Genomic DNA, 21,203 nt, shown 5'->3' with positions numbered 1-21,203 from the left:
GCGGAATGGACAAGCAGCGGGACTTCGTGCTGCGCACCATCGAGGAGCGCGGCGTCAAGTTCATCCGGCTCTGGTTCACCGACGTGATCGGCACCCTGAAGTCGGTGGCGATCGCCCCGGCCGAGGTCGAGGGCGCCTTCGCCGAGGGCATCGGATTCGACGGCTCCGCGATCGAGGGCCTGACCCGCACCTTCGAGTCGGATCTGCTCGCGCAGCCGGATCCGACGACCTTCCAGATCCTGCCCTGGCGCGGGGAGATCGACCCCACGGCGCGGATGTTCTGCGACCTGACCACGCCGGACGGTCGTCCGGCCGTCGCCGACCCGCGGCACGTGCTCAAGCGCACCCTCGCCAAGGCCGCCGACGCGGGCTTCACGTTCTACACGCACCCCGAGATCGAGTTCTACCTGCTGAAGTCGTCGCAGTTCGGACCCGAGGGCCCCGTCCCGGCGGACTCGGCGGGTTACTTCGACAACGTGCCCGGCGGCACGGCGCACGACTTCCGGCGCAGCGCTGTGCGGATGCTGGAGGACCTCGGCATCTCCGTGGAGTACAGCCACCATGAGGGCGGTCCCGGCCAGAACGAGATCGACCTGCGCTACGCGGACGCGCTCACCACCGCCGACAACATCATGACCTTCCGCACCGTGGTGAAGGAGGTGGCGATCGAGCAGGGCGTGTACGCGACGTTCATGCCGAAGCCCCTGAACAACCACCCCGGCAGCGGCATGCACACGCACCTGTCGCTGTTCGAGGGTGACTTGAACGCGTTCTACGAGGAGGGGGCGAAGTACCAGCTCTCCCGTACGGGGCGCCAGTTCATCGCGGGGCTCCTGCGGCACGCGAACGAGATCGCGGCGGTGACGAACCAGTTCGTGAACTCGTACAAGCGGCTCTGGGGCGGCGACGAGGCGCCCAGCTTCGTGACATGGGGCCACGCGAACCGCTCCGCGCTGATCCGGGTGCCGATGTACAAGCCCAACAAGGGCCAGTCCACGCGGATCGAGTACCGCGCCCTGGACTCTGCGGCCAACCCGTATCTGGCGTACGCCCTCATGCTCGCGGCCGGGCTCAAGGGCATCGAGGAGGGCTACGAGCTGCCGCCCGAGGCCGAGGACAACGTCTGGTCTCTGAGCGACGCGGAACGGCGTGCGCTCGGCTACGCGGCGCTGCCTGCGAGCCTGGACCACGCACTCGAACTCATGGAGGAGTCGGAACTCGTCGCCGAAACGCTCGGCGAGCAGGTCTTCAACTATGTGCTGCTGAACAAGCGCAAGGAGTGGGAGGCGTACCGCGGTCAGGTCACGCCGTTCGAGCTCAAGAGCAACCTCGAACTGCTCTGAGCAGGGGTCGCAGTGCCCCGTTTCGACGACTCGCTCTCGCTGTCCGCGCTCGCCCGGCTGGGCTTCGTCGGCCTGTCCGCCGCGTCCACCGGGCTGCGTGAACTGGGCGAGATCACCGGGCTCACGCCGTCGACGCTGATCGAGCCGCTGCGCAGCGCCGACCCCGACGAGGCGCTGGCCGGGCTCATCCGCGTCGCCCGCCGGGATCCGACCGGGGTGGCCGCCGTACTGTCGGACACGGCGCCGCGCGCCCGTGCCTGGGCGGTGTTCGGCGCCTCGCCGGGGCTCGGCCGGTTCTTCGAACGCCGTCCGGAGGAGCTGGCGCTGCTGCGTGAGGACCGCTCGGCGCTGCCGAGCGCCGATCGGCTGCGCGACCTGCTGCTGTCCTCAGTGGATGCGGCGGACGGGTTCGCGGCGACCGGAGACGCGGCGGCCCGGATCCGGCTGCGCATCGCGTACCGGCGTGCGGTTGCAGGGATCGCGGCGTGGGATCTGACCGCATCGGATCCGGTCGCCGCGGTGGCGGACGTCTCGGCGGCGCTCGCGGATGCGGCGTCCGCTGCGCTGGAGGCGGCGCTCGCGATCGCGCGCACCGCGATCGCGGCCGGTTCCGCCGACGTCCGGCGGGACGTCGCTCTGACCCGGCTGGCGATCATCGGCATGGGCAAGACCGGGGCGCGCGAGCTGAACTACGTCAGCGACGTGGACGTCATCTTCGTCGCGGGCACCGCGGATGAGGAGCGGCTGACCGAGCCCAGGGCGATCGACATCGCCACACGGCTGGCGCGGGAGACCATGCAGGTCATCGCCGGGATCGAGTCCGAGCCGCCGCTCTGGGAGGTCGACGCGGCGCTGCGCCCCGAGGGCAAGCAGGGCGCGCTCGTGCGCTCCCTGGGCTCACACGTCGCCTACTACGACCGCTGGGCGAAGAGCTGGGAGTTCCAGGCGCTGCTGAAGGCGCGGGCGATCGCCGGCGATGACGCCCTGGGCACGGCATACATCGAGGCTGTGCAGCCCAAGGTGTGGTCGAGTGCAGCACGCGAGGACTTCGTCGGCAGCGTGCAGCGCATGCGCGAGCGCGTCACCGAGCACATCGCTGCCGAGGACGTGCCGTACCAGCTCAAACTCGGACCGGGAGGACTGCGCGACATCGAGTTCACCGTGCAGCTGCTGCAGCTCGTGCACGGCCTCACGGATCCGCAGATCCGCACGAGGGGCACGCTGGAGTCGCTCGACGCGCTCGTCGCGGGTGGCTACATCGGCCGAGCCGAGGCCGGCCTGTTCGCGCAGGACTACCGGGTGCTGCGACTGATCGAGCACCGGCTGCAACTGCGCGAGATGCAGCGCACCCATCTCGTGCCGCGCGAGGAGGAGGCGCTGCGCGTGCTGGGCCGCGCCACCGGCCTCGCCGAGACTGCGGACGGCATCAGGAGGGTGTGGGAGGACGTGCGCCGTGAGGTGCGGGACCTGCACACCCGGCTGTTCTATCGTCCGCTGCTGAGCGCGGTCGCATCGTTGCCGGAGGAGGAGCGCACGCTCTCCACGGACCAGGCGCACGACCGCCTCGCCGCGATCGGCTTCCGCGACCCTGCCGGTGCGCTCCGCCACATCGGCGCCTTGACCACCGGACTCAGCCGGAAGGCCACGATCCAGCGGCACCTGATGCCGGTGATGGTGCGCTGGTTCGCGGACGGCACGGATCCCGACTACGGCTTGGTCGCGTTCCGGCGCATCAGCGAGCGGCTCGGCGACACGCCCTGGTTCCTGCGCATGCTGCGCGACTCGTCGGGCGCCGCGGAGCGGCTCACCCGCGTGCTCTCGACCTCGCGGTACATCGGTGAGCTGATGGAGTGGATCCCGGAGTCGGTGGCGTGGCTGGAGAGCACCGAGCAGCTGCGACCGCGGCCGTGGCAGGCGCTCGATGAGGAGGCCAGGGCGATCCAGACCCGGCACGACACGATCATGGATGCGATGCGCTCGGTACGGGCGCTGCGACGCCGGGAGTTGTTGCGCACCGCGATGGGCGCGGTGCTGGACGTGCTGAGCATCGACGAGGTCGCGTTGGCGCTCACGACGATCACCGATGCCGCGATCCAGGCCGCGCTGCGAGCCGTGCGCCGCGATGTCGTGCCCGACGAAGACGACGTCTTGGACTTCTCCGTCATCGGAATGGGGCGCTTCGGCGGCGCGGAGCTCGGATTCGGATCCGACGCGGATGTGCTCTTCGTGTACGACGCGAACGGTGTCGACGCGCAGCGTGCGCAGCAGCTCGCCGCGCGGATCGTCGCAGGGCTGCGGGAGCACCTGACCGACCATCGGCTTCCGCTCGAGCTCGACGCGGATCTGCGCCCAGAGGGGCGCAACGGCCCTCTCGTGCGTACCCTCGACGCGTACGCCGCGTACTACCGCCGCTGGTCGCTGTCCTGGGAGGCTCAGGCGCTGCTGCGCGCCCGTGGCGTCGCGGGCAGCCACAAGCTCATCGAGCGCTTCCTGGAGCTCGCCGACGGCGTGCGCTATCCGGAGGCGCTGGATCTCACGTCGCTGCGGGAGATCAAGCGGATCAAGGCACGCGTCGAGGGCGAGCGCCTGCCGCAGGGCGTGGACCCGCGCCGGCACCTCAAGCTCGGCCCCGGCACTCTCAGCGACGTGGAGTGGCTGATCCAGATCGTGCAGCTGCAGCATGCGCATGCCGTGCCGGCATTGCGCACGACCTCGACGCTGGCGGCACTCGACGTCGCCGTCGAGAACGGTTTCGTGCCGGCCGCGGCGGGGCAGCGGCTGCGTGAGGCGTGGCGGCTCTCCAGCCGGCTGCGCTCGGCGATGACGCTGCTCACCGGGCAGACGAAGGACGTGCTGCCGGCCGATCCGCGCGAGCTCGACGGCGTCGGCCGGATCCTCGGCTACCCCGACCGCTCGGCGGCCGCCGTCGAGGAGGAATACCTGCGCGTGACGCGGCGCGCCAGGAAGGCTTTCGAGACGCTGTTCTACGGCTGACGGGCGCTGTGCGCGGCGTTCGGCCGGCGATGCGGCGAGGATGGTCTCATGACGATGATCGGCGTGGTCCGCAATCCGGTGAAGCTCGAATCGGAGGATGAGGTGCGCGCCGCGGTCGCTGCGCACATCTCCGATGCCGACATCCGGTTCTTCCTGACGACCGAGGAGGACCCGGGACGGGCGATGGCGCAGGAGGCGGTCGATGCCGGCTGCGAGCTCGTCTTCGCGGCGGGTGGTGACGGCACGGTCCGCGCAGTGGCCGAGGTGCTCGCCGGCACCGATGCCGCTCTCGGGATCCTGCCGCACGGCACCGGCAACCTGCTCGCCAGGAATCTGGGCGTGCCGCTGGACGGGGTCGCGGCCGCGGTCGCCCACGCGCTCACCGCAGAGCCGCGCCGCATCGACGTGGGCACCATCGAGGTGAGCGAGGGTGACGCTCCGGGAGAGCACGTGTTCGTCGTGATGGCCGGCCTCGGGCTCGATGCGCGCATGCTCGAGGAGACCGACGAGGAGCTCAAGGCGAAGGCCGGCTGGCTCGCCTATGTGAAGGCGCTGGGCGCCGCGGCCGCCGGGACCGAGCTCGTCTCCGTCGAGCTCGCCCTGGACGGGGAGCACGCGGACCGGGCGCGGATCCACACCCTCATGATCGGCAACTGCGGCATGATCCAAGGCGGGATCACCCTGCTTCCGGACGCCGTACCGGACGACGGGCGGCTGGATCTCCTTCTCGTCAGCGCGGAGGGCGTGGCGGACTGGTTCGAGACGGTGCGCACCGTCGTCTGGGACAACGGTCTGCGCAGGCTTCTCGGTGGCGAGACGACCAGCACCGACGTGGTGCGGCATGCTTCGGCGCAGCGCATCAGAGTAGAGCTGGCGCGCTCGCAGCCCTTCCAGATCGACGGCGAGGAGCGCGGCCAGGTGCGCTCCTTCACCGCGGGCATCCGTCCCGGAGTGCTGCTGGTCCGCGCCTGAACCGGATAAGGTGCCGGGGTCTCTCGGCCCGGGCCGAGCGCACGAGACCTCAGGCGCCGCGGAAGTAGGTGTTCGAGGCGGGCAGCCACAGGAGCACGACTGCGACGATGCCGAGAAGGAGGGCGAGGATCCCGATGCCGTTGGTGCCGCTGAACAGTGAGCCGATCGAGAGGATCTCCAGGACCGTCAGCACGATGCGTGCCCAGTTCCTACCTGCCTTCATCCTCCGGAGGATGAACAGCTCGATGATCGCGAACACGAGTGCGATGGCACCCGTGGCGATGAGGACGGTCCCGTTGACGCTGGTGCCCGCGACAGTGGCCGAGTCGCCGGTCGTGGTGACGGCCGTTCCCGCGATGATGATCAGGACGGCGCCGACGACGTCGAGGATGATGCCGATCAGGAAGATCCAGAATGAGATCTTGACGGTGGTGGGGGTGAGCATGCTGACTCCTCTGCGGGCCGGTGAGGCCAGTCACCGGGGTGACTGGCCTCACCTTGGCATATCCGTGAATCCGCCGCGACGAACCACGCCGTGCCGGGCGGAACGACGAACGCCCCCGACCATGAAGGTCGAGGGCGTTCGTCGGATCGGGGGTCAGACGCCGAAGTACAGCTCGTACTCGTACGGGTGCGGGCGCTGGGCCATCGGCAGGATCTCGTTGTTGTACTTGTAGGAGATCCAGGTCTCGATGAGCTCCTCGGTGAACACGCCGCCCTCGAGCAGGAAGGCGTGGTCGGCGCGGAGAGCCTCGAGCGAGTCCAGCAGGGAGTTCGGCACCTGCGGGATGTTCTTGGCCTCCTCAGGGGGAAGCTCGTAGAGGTCCTTGTCGATGGGCTCGAGCGGCTCGATGCGGTTGCGGATGCCGTCCAGGCCGGCCATGAGCTGCGCGGCGAAGGCGAGGTACGGGTTGCCCGAGGCGTCCGGAACGCGGAACTCGATGCGCTTGGCCTTCGGGTTGGAGCCCGTGAGCGGGATGCGGATCGCGGCGGAGCGGTTGCCGGCGGAGTAGGCCAGGTTGACCGGCGCCTCGAAGTGCTTCACCAGGCGGTGGTAGCTGTTCAGGGTCGGGTTGGTGAAGGCGAGTACCGCGTGCGCGTGCTTGAGAAGGCCGCCGATGTACCAGCGGGCGGTGTCGCTGAGCTGGCCGTAGCCGTTCTCGTCGAAGAACAGGGGCTTGCCGTCCAGCCAGAGCGACTGGTGCGTGTGCATGCCGGATCCGTTGTCGCCGAACAGCGGCTTCGGCATGAACGTGACCGTCTTGCCCCACTCCTCAGCGGTGTTCTTGATGATGTACTTGAACTTCAGGATGTCGTCCGCCGCGTGCACCATGGTGTCGAAGCGATAGTTGATCTCCTGCTGACCGGCCGTGCCGACCTCGTGGTGCGAGCGCTCGAGGTGGAACCCCGCGTCGATGAGGTTCAGCGTCATGTTGTCGCGCAGGTCGGCGGTCTTGTCCACCGGCGCCACGGGGAAGTAGCCGCCCTTGAACGGCGTCTTGTTGCCGAGGTTGCCGCCCTCCTCCTCGCGGCCGCTGTTCCACGCGGCCTCCTCGGAGTCGACCTTGTAGAAGCTCTCACCGGCGGTGACCGAGTAGCGCACGTCGTCGAAGATGTAGAACTCGGCCTCGGGGGCGAAGTACGCGGTGTCGGCGATGCCGGTCGAGGCGAGGTACTTCTCGGCCTTCTTGGCGACCTGACGCGGGTCCTTGCTGTAGATCTCACCCGTGCGCGGGTTGTAGATGTCGAAGACCATGACGAGCGTGCTGGCCTCGCGGAACGGGTCGACGTAGGCCGTGGTCACGTCGGGGATGAGCTGCATGTCGGACTCGTGGATCGACGCGAAGCCGCGGATCGAGGAGCCGTCGAACAGCTGGCCGTTGGCGAAGAAGTCCTCGTCGACCGTCGCGGCAGGGATGTTGAAGTGCTGCTGCACGCCGGGCAGGTCGGTGAAGCGGATGTCGAGGAACTTGACGTCGTTGTCGCGGATGTACGCGAGCACGTCGGCGGGGGTGGTGAACATGCATCAACTCCTGGAGGAACGGGTGCGGTCGAGCGACCTGCAAGCAGGTTACGAGCAGGGGATGACGCGGCCGTGTCTGGAATGTTTCCGGCGTGTTACGGGTCTGCCTGCGGCTGAGGCGTCCGCGGCGGGATCAGGGAGCGCGCTCGCCTAGGCTGGAGGGATGTCCGACACCGCGCAGCGCTACCCCGGAGAACGACTCGGTCTCCCGAAGACCGGCCCGGGCGGCGTCGGCCGGATCGGACGACGGATCGCCGCTCTCGTGATCGACTACGCCGCGGCATCGATCATCGCGAGCGCGTTCCTCGGCTTCCAGCAGTTCGCCCTGCCGAAGGAGGCGGGCATCACCCAGTTCGCGCCGATGATCGTGTTCGCCGTGCTGCAGATCGTGTTCATCCCGACTATCGGCGGCAGCCCGGGGCACCGGATCGTGGGCCTGCGCCTGGTCATGATGAACGGTTCCTGGGTGGGCCTGTGGCGTCCGATCGTGCGCACCCTGCTGCTCGTCTTCGTGATCCCGGCCGTGATCTTCGATGCGGATCAGCGCGGGCTGCACGACAAGGCGGTCGGAACGGTGCTCATCCGCGCCTGACGCGCCGAGCTACGACGCGATCGCGCAGGAGATGCGCAAGGCTCCGCAGAGCCTTCAGGCGGCGGCGTGACCGCGGTTGAGGCGGCGGAACGTCTTCGGGGCCTTGCCTCCGACGAAGGAGCGCGCCGGGTCGATCGTGAAGCCCTGTCGCAGCGCCTCGCGGCCGATCAGCATCCGGAATCCCATCTCGCTGCGATTGCTGAGAGTGACCTCTGCGGTGACCCTGTGGTCGACCAGCACGAGATCGAGCAGCACCACCAGGCGGCTCTGCGCGTGCCCGGATGAGGAGCGCACGTCGCGGCGGTCGAACACCGGCAGCTCCACCGGGACCAGTTCGTGCGCGCCCTGCCAGGGGCGCACGTCGAACCGCACCCACGGGGCGCCGTCGCGTTCGAACTCGCGGATGTGCTGGGCGTGCAGCGATGAGCTTCGCGCCCCGGTGTCGACCTTCGCCTTGATCCAGGGGATTCCGACGTCGGGGAGCGACACCCACTCCCGCCACCCGATTAGGGTGCTTGAATGAGTAGGTCGGTCCACAACACACATCCTGGCAGGAAATCACCGTGAAGCTCGCCGTGCTCTCGCGCGCCCCGCAGTCCTACTCGACCCAGCGCCTCCGTGCCGCCGCGACGCAGCGCGGTCACCAGATCAAGGTGCTGAACACGCTGCGCTTCGCGATCGACCTCACGGCGGACGAACCGGATCTGCACTTCCGCGGGCGCCGTCTCAGCGACTACGACGCGATCCTCCCGCGCATCGGCAACTCGATCACGTACTTCGGCACGGCGGTGGTCCGTCAGTTCGAGCAGATGGACGTCTACACGCCGAACACCGCGAACGGCATCTCCAGCGCGCGGGACAAGCTCCGCGCGAACCAGATCCTCTCCCGGCACAACATCGCGATGCCGCCCACGGCGTTCGTGCGCAACCGGGCCGACGTGCGTCCTGCGATCGAACGCGTCGGCGGGGCGCCGGTCGTCATCAAGCTGCTCGAGGGCACGCAGGGGATCGGCGTCATCCTCGCCCCGCAGGTCAAGGTCGCCGAGGCGATCATCGAGACGTTGCACTCCACCAAGCAGAACGTGCTGATCCAGAAGTTCATCTCGGAGAGCCGGGGCCGCGACATCCGGGCCCTCGTCGTCGGTGATCGGGTGGTCGCGGCCATGCGGCGCGTGGCGAACGGCGACGAGTTCCGTTCGAACGTGCACCGCGGGGGCACCGTCGAGGCCGTGCACCTCGACCCGATCTACGAGCAGACGGCCGTGCGGGCCGCGCAGATCATGGGGCTGCGCGTGGCGGGTGTGGACATGCTCGAGGGGGAGGACGGGCCCCTGGTCATGGAGGTCAACTCCTCGCCGGGCCTGCAGGGCATCGAGGCGGCGACCGGGCTGGACGTGGCCGGCGCGATCATCGACTTCATCGCCAACCAGGTGAACTTCCCCGAGATCGACGTGCGCCAGCGCCTGAGCGTCTCGACCGGCTACGGCGTGGCCGAGCTCGTGATCCACGCCGGCGCGGAGCAGGTCGGCAAGCAGCTCGGCGACCTCGGTCTGTGGGATCGCGACATCACCGTCCTCACCCTGCACCGCGGCGTCACGGTGATCCCGAATCCGCGCAAGCACGTCGTGCTCGAGGACGAGGACCGGTTGCTGTGCTTCGGCAAGCTCGACGAGATGCGCTCGATGATCCCGGAGCGCCGTCGCCGGCGGGCCAAGGTGCGCAAGCTCCAGAAGGAGCACATGCCGGACACCACGGGCTGAGCGAGTCCCATCGGCCATACGACGAGCGCCCGGCCCCGAAAGGGGACCGGGCGCTCGTCGCGTCAGGAGCAGGTTCAGCGCGGACGCGGTGCGCGCGTCTTGAGCGGGTCGATGCCCTTGGGGATCGGCAGCGAGGCGACGGACTGGGAGACCGACTCCATGCGCTTGATCACGGCGGCCATGGTCGCGTTGTCGATGGCCTTGGGCAGCTTCTTGATGGTCTTGGAGAGCTTGTCGATCGAGACCTCGTCCTCGCCGTGACCGACGTAGAACACGTTCACGGGCACGCCCTGGGCAACGCGCATCGCCTTCGTCTTCTCATCCTTGACGAGCCGGGTGAGCCGGCCGCGCGCGCCCTCGGCGACGACCACGATGCCGCCGCGACCGATCGCGCGGTAGACCGCGTCCTGCGTCTTCGGGTTCACGCCGACCGGGACCTCGGAACCCTGCCAGCTGCGGCCCAGCGAAGTGCTGAGGACATGGCCGGCCGCGCCGGGCATGCCGTCGATCTTGCGGTACATCGCGGTCGTGGACAGGCGCGTCATCAGGAACATGGCGCCCAGCACACCCAGCAGCAGGCCGGTGATGCCCCACAGTACGAGGCTCCAGATCTGGAACGGGGGAATCAGGTAGCCGACGATCAGGCCGATGAGGACGCCGACGACCAGGAGCGCGATCTGCGCCCAGGGCAGCCACGGGTAGATCTCCCGGGTGAAGCGGAAGAGCGAGCGCAGCTGCGAGAAGAAGCCGGGCTGCTTCTCCGTCGCGGAGGGACTTTTTGCCATACCCTCCAGCCTACCGATTCTGCGAGGCCGTGACGGCCCGGATGGACACGCGGTGGGCGAACAGCATCGTCCTGCACAGAGGGCTCGCGATCCGGAATGTGCACGGATTGCGTGATGCCCCCGTTGTGAGGGATCCCGGCGCGTTGGGATGGGGGCATGACGGAACGAAGCAGAGGCATCGCCGTGACGGGTGCGCATCGCACCGTCCGTGTGCTCGCGGAGGGTGAGGGTCCGTATGACGGCGAGCTCGTCACGTGCAGGAACGGCATGGCTGTGCGGGTCGATGCGGCGCAGCTGCACGGCTGGGCCGGATGGGTGTTCGCCGGCGCCGAGCACGTGGCCGCGCCGCTCGATGTCGCGCTGAGGCCGGATGGGCAGGACGTGCTGCTGCCGTGGTGCGTGCGCACCGTGCGTGCGCACCTCGCGCAATCGGCGGACACCGGCGGGATCGGACACGGTGAAGCGGTGACCCTCGCGGTCAGCGTGCTGCGCGGTGTGCTCGAGCTGGAGGTCCCGCAGGACGCGCCGTCCGGCGAGCGGAGTGCAGGCGCACGTTCGAGTGCGGACGATGAGGCCGAAGGAGGCCTGGACGGCGGCTGGTGGCTGACCGATGAGGCGCGTCCACTGTTCGCGATCGGAGCGGCCGACTCGCCGGGTGCCGGGGGATCGCCGCGCGAGACCGGAGAACGGCTGCTGCGTGATCTCGAGGCGCGGATCGAGGACCGTGCGCTCCGTCGCGTGCTGACACGCCTCGCCGACGCGCTGGATGATCCGCGCCGCCTCCGCGTCGAAGCCGCGCGGTGGGAAAGCGAACTGCTCGAGATCGCCGCCCCGCGAGCGTTGCGACTGGACGTCGGCGGGGTCCCGGAACCTGACGACGGGAGCCAGAGGAGGGACACCTTGCGGACGTCGCCGCATGGAGGCGACCGTCCTCCGCGACGGAGAGACCTGCGTACCGCCGCACGAGACGACGGGCGACGGGAGGTTGTGGCGCAGCGGAATCGCCCCGCGGGGGCGAAGGGGCGCCACGCACGCGGCAGGCGCTCTTCCGCCCCCGGGCCGCTGCTGATGCCGCGGCTGCGCGACGCCCTGGGCCATGTGCGGGAACGTACCGGGCGCGTCATGCCGTTCCGGAGAACGGCCCGGGTGCAGTCCCGGCTCCCCGCATCGCGGCCGGATCGGTCGGTCGAACGCAAGCGGTGGAGGGGGCCAGTTCTTGTCGCCGTGTCGGCGGCCGCCGTGATCGCTGTGGTCGGCGCATTGTGGCCGTCCGGCACGGGCAGTGCTGACGCGGCCGACCGTCCGTCCACGGCGACTCCGGCCGTTCCATCGTCGACCGGACGGCCGCCCTTGCCGTCCCCGTCTCCTACGCTGCCTGACCGCGGGGGAGCGACGCCGGCCGCTCCTGTACGGACCCGCACCCTCGGTGCGTCGGCGCAATCGGATCCACGGGCCGCCGGCGAAGAGCTGATCGCTGCGGGCCGGAACTGCGAGGTGCACCCGCAGCCGGAGTGCGCGGAGGTGTGGGACGGCGGTGCGACCACATCCCGGCACCTGCGGGAGGCAGACGAACCGCCGGTGCTGATCGAGGACTACGGCGATATCGCCGCGATCAGGAACGCCTCCGAAGAGGGAGCGCAGATGGTCGTGATCATCCGCCGGGACGCCGAATGGCGGATCCGCGATGTGTACGACATCGCGAACCCGCCATCCGAAGGGACCGGAGCCCCGTGAGCGTGGTCAGGCGCCGAGCTGAGCGGCGAAGTCCGCCGCTTCCAGGCGCGCCTTCACCGACGACAGGAACCGTGCGGCGTCGGCCCCGTCGACCGTGCGGTGGTCGTACGACAGAGCGAGGTAGACGTAGGACCGCACCGCGATGGCCTGCTGGCCGTCCACCGTGATCACCCCGGGGCGCTTCGCCACGATGCCGGTGCCGAGGATCGCCGACTGCGGCAGGAACACCACAGGGGTGTCGAACAGCGCGCCGCGCGAACCCGTGTTGGTCAGCGTGAAGGTGCCGCCGGCCAACTCGTCGGGCTTCAGCTTGTTGTCGCGGGTGCGCGCCGCGAGATCGGCGATCTCCCGGGCGATCTGCGCGATGTTCTTCGATCCGGCATCGCGCAGCACGGGCGTGAGCAGGCCGCGCTCGGTGTCCACCGCGATCGAGATGTTCTCCGACGCGGGGTACACGATGTCCGTGCCGTCCACCGTGGCGTTCACGATCGGGAACTCCTGCAGAGCCTCGGCGGCAGCGAGGGCGAAGAACGGCAGGAACGAGAGCTTGTCGCCGGTCTTCTGCTGGAACGAGCCCTTGACCTCGTCGCGGTACGCGGCGAGCTTCGTGACGTCGACCTCGACCACCGTGGTCAGCTGAGCGGTCTGCTGCATGGATGCGACAGCACGCTCGGCGAGCACCTTGCGCAGACGCGACATCGGCTGGGTGGTCCCGCGCAGCGGCGAGATCTCACGGGCCTTCGCCGGTGCGGCGGCTGCAGCGGGTGCCGCAGCCGGGGTCGCGGAGGCATTCAGCACATCCTCCTTGCGGATGCGTCCGCCCACGCCGGTGCCGGTGATCGACGCCAGGTCGACGCCCTTCTCGGCGGCGAGACGGCGCACGAGCGGCGTCACGTAGACCGAGTCGGAGCCGGCGTCGGTGGCAGCAGGAGCTGCCGGTGCCGGCGTCGCGGCGCTCGGTGCGGGTGCAGCGGCGGGTGCGGGAGCAGCGGCGGGTGCAGCGGCGGGTGCGGGAGCAGCGGCGGGTGCAGCGGGGGCAGGTGCCGGCGCAGCTGCGGGAGCGGCGGGGGCAGGCGCCGGTGCAGCGGCTGCGGCTGCCGGGGTCGGCTCGGCTGCCGGGGCGGCAGCAGCCGGAGCGCCGCTGCCGATGCGAGCGAGCACCGCGCCGACGGCGACGGTCTCATCCTCGGCGGCCAGGATCTCCTGCAGCGTGCCGGCGACGGGCGAGGGGATCTCGGTGTCGACCTTGTCGGTCGAGATCTCCAGCAGCGGCTCGTCCACGGCCACGTCATCGCCGACCTGCTTCAGCCAGCGGGTCACGGTGCCCTCGGTGACGCTCTCGCCCAGCTCGGGGAGGCGCACGTCGGTGGCGTCCGAAGACGCGGCGGGGGCGGCAGCCGGAGCGGCAGGTGCGGGCTCGGCGGCAGGTGCGGGCGCCGCGGCAGCCGGCGCCTCGGCGGCGGGAGCGGCCTCGGCAGCGGGAGCGGCGGGAGCCGATGCGCCCGAGCCGTCACCGATACGGGCGAGGATCGCACCGATCTCGACGGTGTCGTCCTCGGCGACGAGGATCTCCTCGATCACGCCGCTGACCGGCGAGGGGATCTCGGTGTCGACCTTGTCGGTCGAGATCTCGAGCAGGCCCTCGTCGGCCTGGACGGTGTCGCCCACCTGCTTGAGCCAACGGGTCACAGTGCCCTCGGTGACGCTTTCGCCGAGGGCGGGAAGGACCACGGGTGTGCTCATGACGGAGTCTCCTTAAGGAAGTTCGTGATGGTGTTCAGCTTAGTGGGCAACAGGGCGTTCAGCCCAGCCCTGAATTCCACGATGCGCAAGAAATCTTTCACAATGCGTGAAGTGGCTTGCCGGCGAGGGCGAGGAACGCCTCGCCGAGAGCCTCGCTCTGCGTCGGGTGGGCGTGGATCAGCGGGGCGATGTCCTCGGGGTGCGCATCCCAGCTCACCGCGAGTTGCCCCTCGGTGATGAGCTCTCCGACGCGGTCCCCCAGCAGGTGGACGCCCAGGATGGGGCCGTCCTTCTGGCGCACGACCTTGACGAGCCCGCCCGTGCCGATGATCTCGCTCTTGCCGTTGCCGGCGAGGTTGTACTCGTAGGCGACGACCCCATCGGCGCCCAGCGCCTCGATCGCCGCAGCCTCGGTCACCCCGACCGAGGCGACCTCCGGGCTGCAGTACGTGACGCGGGGGATCTGCGCATCCGGGATCACTGCAGGGCTCAGCCCCGCGATGCGCTCGGCGACGGCGATGCCCTGCAGGAACCCGCGGTGCGCGAGCTGAAGCCCTGGCACGATGTCGCCGACCGCCCAGACGTGGTCGACGTTCGTGCGCAGCTCGGGGTCAGTGAGCACGAAACCGCGGTCCATGGCGACGCCGGCCTCCTCGAAGCCGAGGCCCGCCGTGGCCGGGCCTCGGCCGACGGCCACGAGCAGGTAGTCAGCCTCGTAGGCGGTGCCGTTCTCCAGAGTCACGGTGACGGCGTGCTCGGTCTGGGCGGCGCTCGCGAACCGCACGCCCAGCGAGTAGGTGATGCCCCGCCGGCGGAACGCGCGCTCGAGCCCCTTGCTCAGCGCGATGTCCTCGTTGGGGGCGAGGTGGTCGAGCGCCTCGACGATCGTGACCTCGGCGCCGAAGGAGCGCCAGACGCTCGCGAACTCGACGCCGATGACACCGCCGCCGAGGATGACGACGCGCTGAGGCACCTCTTCGAGTGCGAGGGCCTGCTCACTGGCGAGGATCCGTCCGCCGATCTCCAGGCCGGGCAGCGAGCGGCTGTACGACCCGGTCGCGAGGATGACATCGGATCCGGTGTACACGTCGTCCCCGACCGCGATGGTCCGGTCCGGACGCAGAACGCCCTCGCCGCCGACGACGGTGATGCCGCGCGCCTTGATGAGGCCCTCGAGGCCCTTGTATTTCTTGGCGACGATCCCCTCCCGATAGGAGCGGACACCGGCCGGGTCGATCCCGTCGAAGGAAGCGCCGACGCCGTACTTCGCGGCATCGCGGACGTTCTCGGCGATCTCCGCCGAGTGCAGCAGCGCCTTGGTGGGAATGCATCCGCGGTGCAGGCAGGTGCCGCCGACCTTGTCCTTCTCGATCAGCGCGACGGACTTGCCCAGTTCGGCGGCGCGGAGCGCCGCGGCGTATCCGCCGCTGCCGCCGCCGAGGATCACGATGTCGAAGGCGTGAGCGGTCATGCGTGTACTCCGTTCGCGCGGGCCTCGGCGAAGGCGATCAGCGTGCGCACGATCGCGCCTGTGGCGCCCTTGTCGGTGAAGCCGTACGGGGCGCCCTTGTGCTCGGACGATCCGGCGATGTCGAGGTGCGCCCAGGGGATGCGCGGTGCGTCGGCTTCGTCGGAGGTGCGTCCGACCATGCGGCGCAGGAACAGGCCGGCGAAGAGGGCGCCGCCGGCAGGGTCGCCGATCTTGGCGTTCACCAGGTCGGCGATCGGCGACTTCAGCTCGTCCTCCATGTGCTCGGGGAGCGGCATGTGCCAGGCGGCCTCACCGGTCGAGGCCGCCGCGGTCAGCACCTCCTGCACGGTGTCGTCGTCGCCGAAGATGCCGGTGTGGCGCATCCCGAGGGCGACGATGATGGCGCCGGTGAGAGTCGCGACGTCGAGGATCACGTCGGGGTGCTCACGGCTCGCCGCGACGAGCCCGTCCGCGAGGACGAGACGCCCCTCCGCATCGGTGTTGAGCACCTCCACGGTCTGCCCGTCGGCGAAGCGCAGCACATCGCCAGGGCGGATCGCCGAGCCGGACGGCATGTTGTCCGCGATGCACATCCAGGCGGTCACGCGGACGGGCACGCCGAGAGCCGCGACGGCCTTGGTCGCGGCGAGGATGCTGGCCGCACCCGCCATGTCCGTCTTCATGCCGACCATGCTCGCCGGCGGCTTGAGCGACAGGCCTCCGGTGTCGAAGGTGATGCCCTTGCCCACGAGGGCGATGTGGCTGACCGCATCGGCGGGGGAGTAGTCGAGGCGCACGAGGCGCGGCGGGCGGTCGGATCCCTGACCGACACCGAGGATGCCTCCGAAGCCCCCGGCGGCGAGAGCGGCCTCGTCGAGCACCTCGACGGCGACGTCGAGTCCGGAGAGCTCGTCGACGGCACGCGCCGCCAGATCTGCCGGCCCCAGCCACTCGGCCGGGGTGGTGACCAGATCGCGGGTCAGCGCGACAGCGCCGGCGAGCGCCGTCGCGTGCGCGACGTCGTCGGGGGAGAGGTCGGCATGCAGCACGACCGTCCCGGCGCGCTTCGGCTGCTCGCCGGAGCGGTAGTCGTCGAAGCGGTAGCCGCCGAGCAGCGCGCCTTCGGCCGCAGCCGTCGCGAACTCGGCTACAGCGTCGCCGAGCAGCACCAAGACGCGCTCGAACCCGGTGAGTGTGCGCAGCGCGGCACCGACGGCCTCGCGCACGGCATCCGCATCCGGCGCGGATCCTGCGCTCACGACGGCGACCGGGACGTCCGCGACCTCGGGAGCGGGGATGCGCGCGTACGCGCCCGCCTTCCCGGTGAAGCCGACCGCGGTCAACGCGGCGTGGGTGGTGGAGAAGGGGGACAGGTCTTCCGGGGTGTCCGTGAGACCGGCGACGACGAGCACGACCGCATCAGCGTTCGCGTCCGCCGGAGCGCCTGTGTGCAGCTCGAGCGCAGGTGACGTCATGGGTTCCATCCTAGGTTCGGTGCCGTGCACGAAGAGAGGATGGCCCCGCCCGCGTGTTCGCTGTCAGCGCTCAGCGGATCCGCGGGGCGGGGCGACTCGTAGCATGGAGGCATGCCCATCTCCGGAGAGATCCACGAACGCGTCGCCTACCCCGGCGGCGTGCCGTCCGGCCTGCCGCTCGTCATCCTGCTGACCGGCTTCACGGACGCGGGATCCGCGGTGTCGGGTCTCATCGATCACCTCTCTGAGACGACGGATCCGCAGCCTGTGCTGGTCTTCGACAACGACATGCTGCTGGACTACCGTGCGCGCCGCCCGGTGCTCACCTTCGATCAGGACCACATCGCGGAACTGAAGCCCGCGCGGCTCGAGCTGTCCTTGGCGCACGACGCGCTGGGGCGGCCGTTCCTGCTTCTCGCCGGCTACGAACCCGACTTCGCGTGGAACGCGTTCGCCGATGTGGTCCTCGACTTCGCCGCGGAATACGACGTATCCACCGTCACGTGGGTCCACTCCATCGCGATGCCGGTTCCGCACACCCGGCCGATCGGCGTCACCGCGAGCGGCAACCGGGCCGAGCTCACGGCGGCGCATTCGGTGTGGCGCCCGCGCACCCAGGTGCCCGGCACGGCGGGCCATCTGCTGGAGTACCGCTTCGTGCAGGCGGAGCGCAGTGTCGCGAGCTTCGTCCTGCTCGTGCCGCACTATCTCGCCGACACCGAGTACCCGGATGCCGTTCTCACCGCCGCTGAGAAGGTCATGGCGGCCACGGGATTGGTGCTGCTCACGGATGCGCTGCGGGAGAAGCGCGCGGAGTATCTCGAGCGGGTCGACGAGCAGGTGCGTGACAACGAGGAGCTCGGTCAGATGGTGCAGACCCTTGAGCACCGGTATGACGCCTACATGTCCGGGCTCGAGCTGGAGGACGAGGCGCCTGCGCGTTTCGACGAGGGATCACTCCCCAGCGCCGATGAGCTCGCCGCAGAGCTGGAGCGATTCCTGGCTACCCGGCCCGGTGGCGACGAGGACAAGAACGGCCGGATCTGAGCGATTCCGGGAGTGTCCCGGGAGGATTCAGGCGGAATGCGGGATCCGGTGTCTCCGCCCGCAGAGTGTGCGATACTTATCTGACGACCCGTTGTCAATACCCTCTCCGCAAGGTCGGGGACTTGACAAGGGTCTTACTAGTGCCCGCAAGGGCACGGGCTGTCAAGGCCCACAGGCCAAGAACCACAGGGCGCCTGCGCAAGCGCTCCGTTGAAAGGCGAGACGTGACGACTGCCACGAAGAAGAACACCCGGACCAAGAGCGACCAGGCCGAGCCTGAGGAGGTCGCGGCCGAGGCCGTCGACGCCGCGGCGACCGCCGCGCCGAAGAGGGCGGCGGCGAAGAAGCCGGCGGCCAAGAAGACGTCCAGGGCGAAGAGCAAGGACGAGGCGGAGAGCGAGACCGCTCCGGAGGAAGCCCCCGCGGACGATGAGGGCGACGAGGAGGAGGGCGGCAAGCCCGCCTTCACCGAGCCGCTGCCCACGGGTGCGATCCGGATCAGCTCCACCGACGAGGACGACGTCCCCGTCTACTCGACGCAGATCACCGGCGCCACCGCCGACCCGGTCAAGGACTACCTGAAGCAGATCGGAAAGGTCGCGCTGCTGAACGCGGCCGAAGAGGTCGAGCTCGCGATGCGGATCGAGGCCGGCCTGTTCGCCGAGGAGAAGCTCTCGGCGATGTCGGCGGCCGAGAAGACCGGCCAGCTCGGACTCGACCTGCAGTGGGTCGCCCGCGACGGTCAGCGCGCCAAGAGCCACCTGCTCGGCGCCAACCTGCGACTCGTGGTCTCGCTCGCGAAGCGGTACACGGGCCGTGGAATGCAGTTCCTGGACCTCATCCAGGAGGGCAACCTCGGTCTCATCCGCGCGGTCGAGAAGTTCGACTACACCAAGGGCTTCAAGTTCTCGACCTACGCGACGTGGTGGATCCGTCAGGCCATCACCCGCGCCATGGCCGACCAGGCCCGCACCATCCGCATCCCCGTGCACATGGTCGAGGTCATCAACAAGCTCGCCCGCGTGCAGCGGCAGATGCTGCAGGACCTGGGCCGCGAACCCACGCCCGAGGAGCTGAGCCGCGAGCTCGACATGACCCCCGAGAAGGTCATCGAGGTGCAGAAGTACGGCCGCGAGCCGATCTCCCTGCACACCCCGCTCGGCGAGGACGGCGACAGCGAGTTCGGCGACCTCATCGAGGACACCGAGGCCGTGGTCCCCGCGGACGCGGTCGGCTTCACGATGCTGCAGCGTCAGCTCGAGCAGCTGCTCGATTCGCTGTCCGAGCGCGAGGCCGGCGTGATCCGGATGCGCTTCGGCCTCGGCGACGGCCAGCCCAAGACGCTCGACCAGATCGGCGACACGTTCGGTGTGACCCGCGAGCGGATCCGGCAGATCGAGTCCAAGACGATGGCGAAGCTGCGCCACCCGAGCCGTTCGCAGTCGCTGCGGGACTACCTCGAGTGAGCGCGGAGGCGAAGCCCAACGACGGCAAGAACCTCGAGATCTCCGTCGAGGGCACGCGCTGGCTGCGGATCCCGATCCGCACGAAGGTCGTCATGCCGGGCGACGTGCTCGGCGATGTCGTGACCGAGTACGCCGCGGGTGAGGTGCAGAAGGGCGACCTGCTGTTCATCACCGAGAAGATCGTCGGCATCACGCAGGGGCGCTCGTTCCTGCTCGAGGAGATCCATCCGCGCCGGCTCGCGCACTTCCTGTCGAAGTACGTGACGCGCACGCCCTACGGGATCGGACTCGGCATGCCCGAGACGATGGAGATGGCGCTGCGCGAATGCGGCACGCCCCGGATCCTGCTCGCGGCCGCGGTGTCCGCCGTGACCAAGGCGTTCGGCCGGCGCGGCGACTTCTACCGGATCGCCGGCGAGAAGGCGCGTGCGATCGACGGACCGACGGAGGGCACCATGCCGCCGTACGACCGCTCGGTCGTGCTGGGGCCGGCGCGCCCGCGCGAGGTGGCGCACGAGATGCAGCGGCTGATCGGCGGGGTGTGCGATGTGGCCGTGGTCGACATCAACGACCTCGGCGGCAACATCCTCGGCTCCACGCTCGAGAAGGGCGCCGAGAAGCGCCTCGTCGCGATCCTCAAGGACAATCCGCTCGGCCAGGGCACCGAGTCGACGCCGATGGGCATCATCCGCCCGGCCTGACCACCCGGATCCACGAAGAAGGCCGCCCCGTCATGATGACGGGGCGGCCTTCTTCGCGTGAACGGCGCGCTCAGAACTTGATGGCGGCCTGGTAGCGCGGTTTGTGGCCGGTGCGGATGCCCGAGACGCTCGGCTTGTTCTCGTACACGCCGGCGCCCCAGTTGCCCTCCACGAGCACGGGGCCGTCGGGGCCGACCACGATGTCCCAGCCGACGTACTGCACCTGGGGCACCACGCGCGCGACCTGGTCGATGAACGCCTTGACCTCGTCGATCATCGGCAGCTGGAAGTCGGCGATGCGGAAGCCGGAGTCGGGGTGCAGCTCGTGCACGTGCCCGTGCGAGTCGTAGCCGGCGCTGATGGCGTGGCCGTCGTCGTCGAGCATCGTGTAGAAGCCGCCGAAGGACATCTGGTCGCTGACCTCGCCCCGGCCGAACTTCTGCGCCATCGCGAGGATGTGCGTCTTCTCCCCGTCGAAGAACGCGGTCACGCGCGTGGTGTTGACGGTGCCGGGGCAGACGGCCGCGAGGTCGGGGTGCTGTCGGATGACCTCCTCGACGAGCAGACGGCCCTTGCCGAGCAGGTCGGCGTGGAACGCATCCCAGTCGGGGATGTCGGCGGCGTGGTAACGGAACACGCCGGATCCGGCCTGGCCCATCGGCGTCTTCACGATGACGGTGCCCTGACGCTGCACGAAGTCGCGCAGCTCGTCGGCGTTGCCCGGCTTGACGACCATCCATTCGCGACGGAGGAAGTCGGAGAACTTCTCGTCGAACTCGATCTTGTCGTGGAACAGGTGCCGGTAATCGGGGTGGGCGTAGCGCTCCGAGATCTGGTTCGACACAGGGTGCGTCATGTAGGTGGCGCGCTCGGCCCTGTTCAGGATCGCGAAGTCGTAGTCGATGTAGTCCTGGAAGCCGACGTTGTGCCGTCCCGCGGACCACAGCATGTCCACCACGACGGCGGGGACGGCCTTGCCGTGCTGCGCGGACGCCTCCTTGGCGCGCTCGATCACCGAGCCGACGTTGATGCGACGGGCGCGCTCGGCGAGGTAGCCGAGACGGGACTTGAGGCCGAGGCCGTTCGAGGGCATGCGT

General features: G+C 69.6%; 17 protein-coding genes. 9 read left to right on the top strand and 8 right to left on the bottom strand.

Annotated features, from left to right (window positions below; translation table 11 throughout):
• The first annotated feature begins 5 nt into the window (after positions 1–5).
• Genes glnA (AC1DCT_RS03000) through AC1DCT_RS02990 form a run of 3 tightly spaced genes read left to right on the top strand, consistent with a single transcriptional unit; the run spans position 6 to position 5,309 of the window.
• Positions 6–1,343, top strand: a complete 1,338-nt coding sequence (gene glnA, locus AC1DCT_RS03000; RefSeq protein WP_440731905.1) for a type I glutamate--ammonia ligase — start codon at positions 6–8, stop codon at positions 1,341–1,343.
• A gap of 12 nt (positions 1,344–1,355) precedes the next feature.
• Complete coding sequence (locus AC1DCT_RS02995) at positions 1,356–4,337, top strand: bifunctional [glutamine synthetase] adenylyltransferase/[glutamine synthetase]-adenylyl-L-tyrosine phosphorylase (protein WP_477427388.1); 2,982 nt, start codon at positions 1,356–1,358, stop codon at positions 4,335–4,337.
• 48 nt (positions 4,338–4,385) lie between these two features.
• Positions 4,386–5,309, top strand: a complete 924-nt coding sequence (locus tag AC1DCT_RS02990; protein WP_441977827.1) for a diacylglycerol/lipid kinase family protein — start codon at positions 4,386–4,388, stop codon at positions 5,307–5,309.
• Between the two features lie 49 nt (positions 5,310–5,358).
• Here the strand turns inward: AC1DCT_RS02990 and AC1DCT_RS02985 are convergent, their stop codons facing one another.
• Positions 5,359–5,754, bottom strand: a complete 396-nt coding sequence (locus tag AC1DCT_RS02985; protein WP_441977826.1) for a hypothetical protein — start codon at positions 5,752–5,754, stop codon at positions 5,359–5,361.
• A 153-nt stretch (positions 5,755–5,907) separates the two neighbouring features.
• Complete coding sequence (glnA, locus tag AC1DCT_RS02980; RefSeq protein WP_441977825.1) at positions 5,908–7,332, bottom strand: type I glutamate--ammonia ligase; 1,425 nt, start codon at positions 7,330–7,332, stop codon at positions 5,908–5,910.
• A gap of 163 nt (positions 7,333–7,495) precedes the next feature.
• On the opposite strand from glnA (AC1DCT_RS02980), the gene AC1DCT_RS02975 reads away from it, so the two are divergent.
• A complete protein-coding gene (locus tag AC1DCT_RS02975) occupies positions 7,496–7,924 on the top strand; it encodes an RDD family protein (RefSeq protein WP_477427386.1) in 429 nt (142 codons plus the stop codon).
• 54 nt (positions 7,925–7,978) lie between these two features.
• Here AC1DCT_RS02975 and AC1DCT_RS02970 read toward each other — a convergent pair whose 3' ends face one another.
• The gene (locus tag AC1DCT_RS02970) at positions 7,979–8,470 is read right to left on the bottom strand and encodes an ATP-dependent zinc protease family protein (protein WP_440731881.1); all 492 of its coding nucleotides are present in this window, start codon (positions 8,468–8,470) and stop codon (positions 7,979–7,981) included.
• A gap of 17 nt (positions 8,471–8,487) precedes the next feature.
• Here AC1DCT_RS02970 and AC1DCT_RS02965 point away from each other — a divergent pair, with 17 nt between their 5' ends.
• Entirely contained in the window at positions 8,488–9,684 is a 1,197-nt protein-coding gene (locus tag AC1DCT_RS02965) for a RimK family alpha-L-glutamate ligase (protein WP_440731880.1), read from the top strand.
• Positions 9,685–9,758: 74 nt separating this feature from the next.
• On the opposite strand, the gene AC1DCT_RS02960 is transcribed toward AC1DCT_RS02965, so the two are convergent.
• Positions 9,759–10,469 carry a DUF4191 domain-containing protein gene (locus AC1DCT_RS02960; protein WP_441977823.1) on the bottom strand — a complete coding sequence of 237 codons (711 nt, stop codon included), beginning with the start codon at positions 10,467–10,469 and terminating at the stop codon, positions 9,759–9,761.
• A gap of 156 nt (positions 10,470–10,625) precedes the next feature.
• Between AC1DCT_RS02960 and AC1DCT_RS02955 the strand changes: the two genes are divergently transcribed.
• On the top strand, positions 10,626–12,203 hold the full coding sequence (locus AC1DCT_RS02955; protein WP_477427384.1) for a hypothetical protein: 1,578 nt from the start codon (positions 10,626–10,628) through the stop codon (positions 12,201–12,203).
• A gap of 6 nt (positions 12,204–12,209) precedes the next feature.
• Here the strand turns inward: AC1DCT_RS02955 and sucB are convergent, their stop codons facing one another.
• The 3 genes from sucB to AC1DCT_RS02940 all read right to left on the bottom strand — a co-directional run bounded on the left by sucB (position 12,210) and on the right by AC1DCT_RS02940 (position 16,892).
• A complete protein-coding gene (sucB, locus tag AC1DCT_RS02950) occupies positions 12,210–13,946 on the bottom strand; it encodes a 2-oxoglutarate dehydrogenase, E2 component, dihydrolipoamide succinyltransferase (RefSeq protein ID WP_477427382.1) in 1,737 nt (578 codons plus the stop codon).
• Between the two features lie 97 nt (positions 13,947–14,043).
• Positions 14,044–15,417, bottom strand: coding sequence for a dihydrolipoyl dehydrogenase (gene lpdA / locus AC1DCT_RS02945; RefSeq protein ID WP_477427380.1), 1,374 nt, complete (start codon positions 15,415–15,417; stop codon positions 14,044–14,046).
• Positions 15,414–16,892 carry a leucyl aminopeptidase gene (locus AC1DCT_RS02940; protein ID WP_477427378.1) on the bottom strand — a complete coding sequence of 493 codons (1,479 nt, stop codon included), beginning with the start codon at positions 16,890–16,892 and terminating at the stop codon, positions 15,414–15,416. Before AC1DCT_RS02940 ends, lpdA begins: the two co-directional genes overlap by 4 nt.
• Before the next feature lie 111 nt (positions 16,893–17,003).
• On the opposite strand from AC1DCT_RS02940, the gene AC1DCT_RS02935 reads away from it, so the two are divergent.
• The 3 genes from AC1DCT_RS02935 to AC1DCT_RS02925 all read left to right on the top strand — a co-directional run bounded on the left by AC1DCT_RS02935 (position 17,004) and on the right by AC1DCT_RS02925 (position 20,106).
• Complete coding sequence (locus AC1DCT_RS02935; protein WP_477427376.1) at positions 17,004–17,939, top strand: proteasome assembly chaperone family protein; 936 nt, start codon at positions 17,004–17,006, stop codon at positions 17,937–17,939.
• Between the two features lie 224 nt (positions 17,940–18,163).
• Positions 18,164–19,405, top strand: coding sequence for an RNA polymerase sigma factor (locus tag AC1DCT_RS02930; RefSeq protein WP_441977817.1), 1,242 nt, complete (start codon positions 18,164–18,166; stop codon positions 19,403–19,405).
• Complete coding sequence (locus AC1DCT_RS02925) at positions 19,402–20,106, top strand: coenzyme F420-0:L-glutamate ligase (protein ID WP_441977816.1); 705 nt, start codon at positions 19,402–19,404, stop codon at positions 20,104–20,106. Before AC1DCT_RS02930 ends, AC1DCT_RS02925 begins: the two co-directional genes overlap by 4 nt.
• Before the next feature lie 70 nt (positions 20,107–20,176).
• Here AC1DCT_RS02925 and AC1DCT_RS02920 read toward each other — a convergent pair whose 3' ends face one another.
• Entirely contained in the window at positions 20,177–21,199 is a 1,023-nt protein-coding gene (locus AC1DCT_RS02920; RefSeq protein ID WP_477427374.1) for a sugar-transfer associated ATP-grasp domain-containing protein, read from the bottom strand.
• Positions 21,200–21,203: the final 4 nt, after the last annotated feature.

The organism is Microbacterium sp. 10L49 (assembly GCF_056395125.1).
Note: the sequence above shows the minus strand (reverse complement) of the source record. Positions and strands in the feature narration are given on the sequence as shown.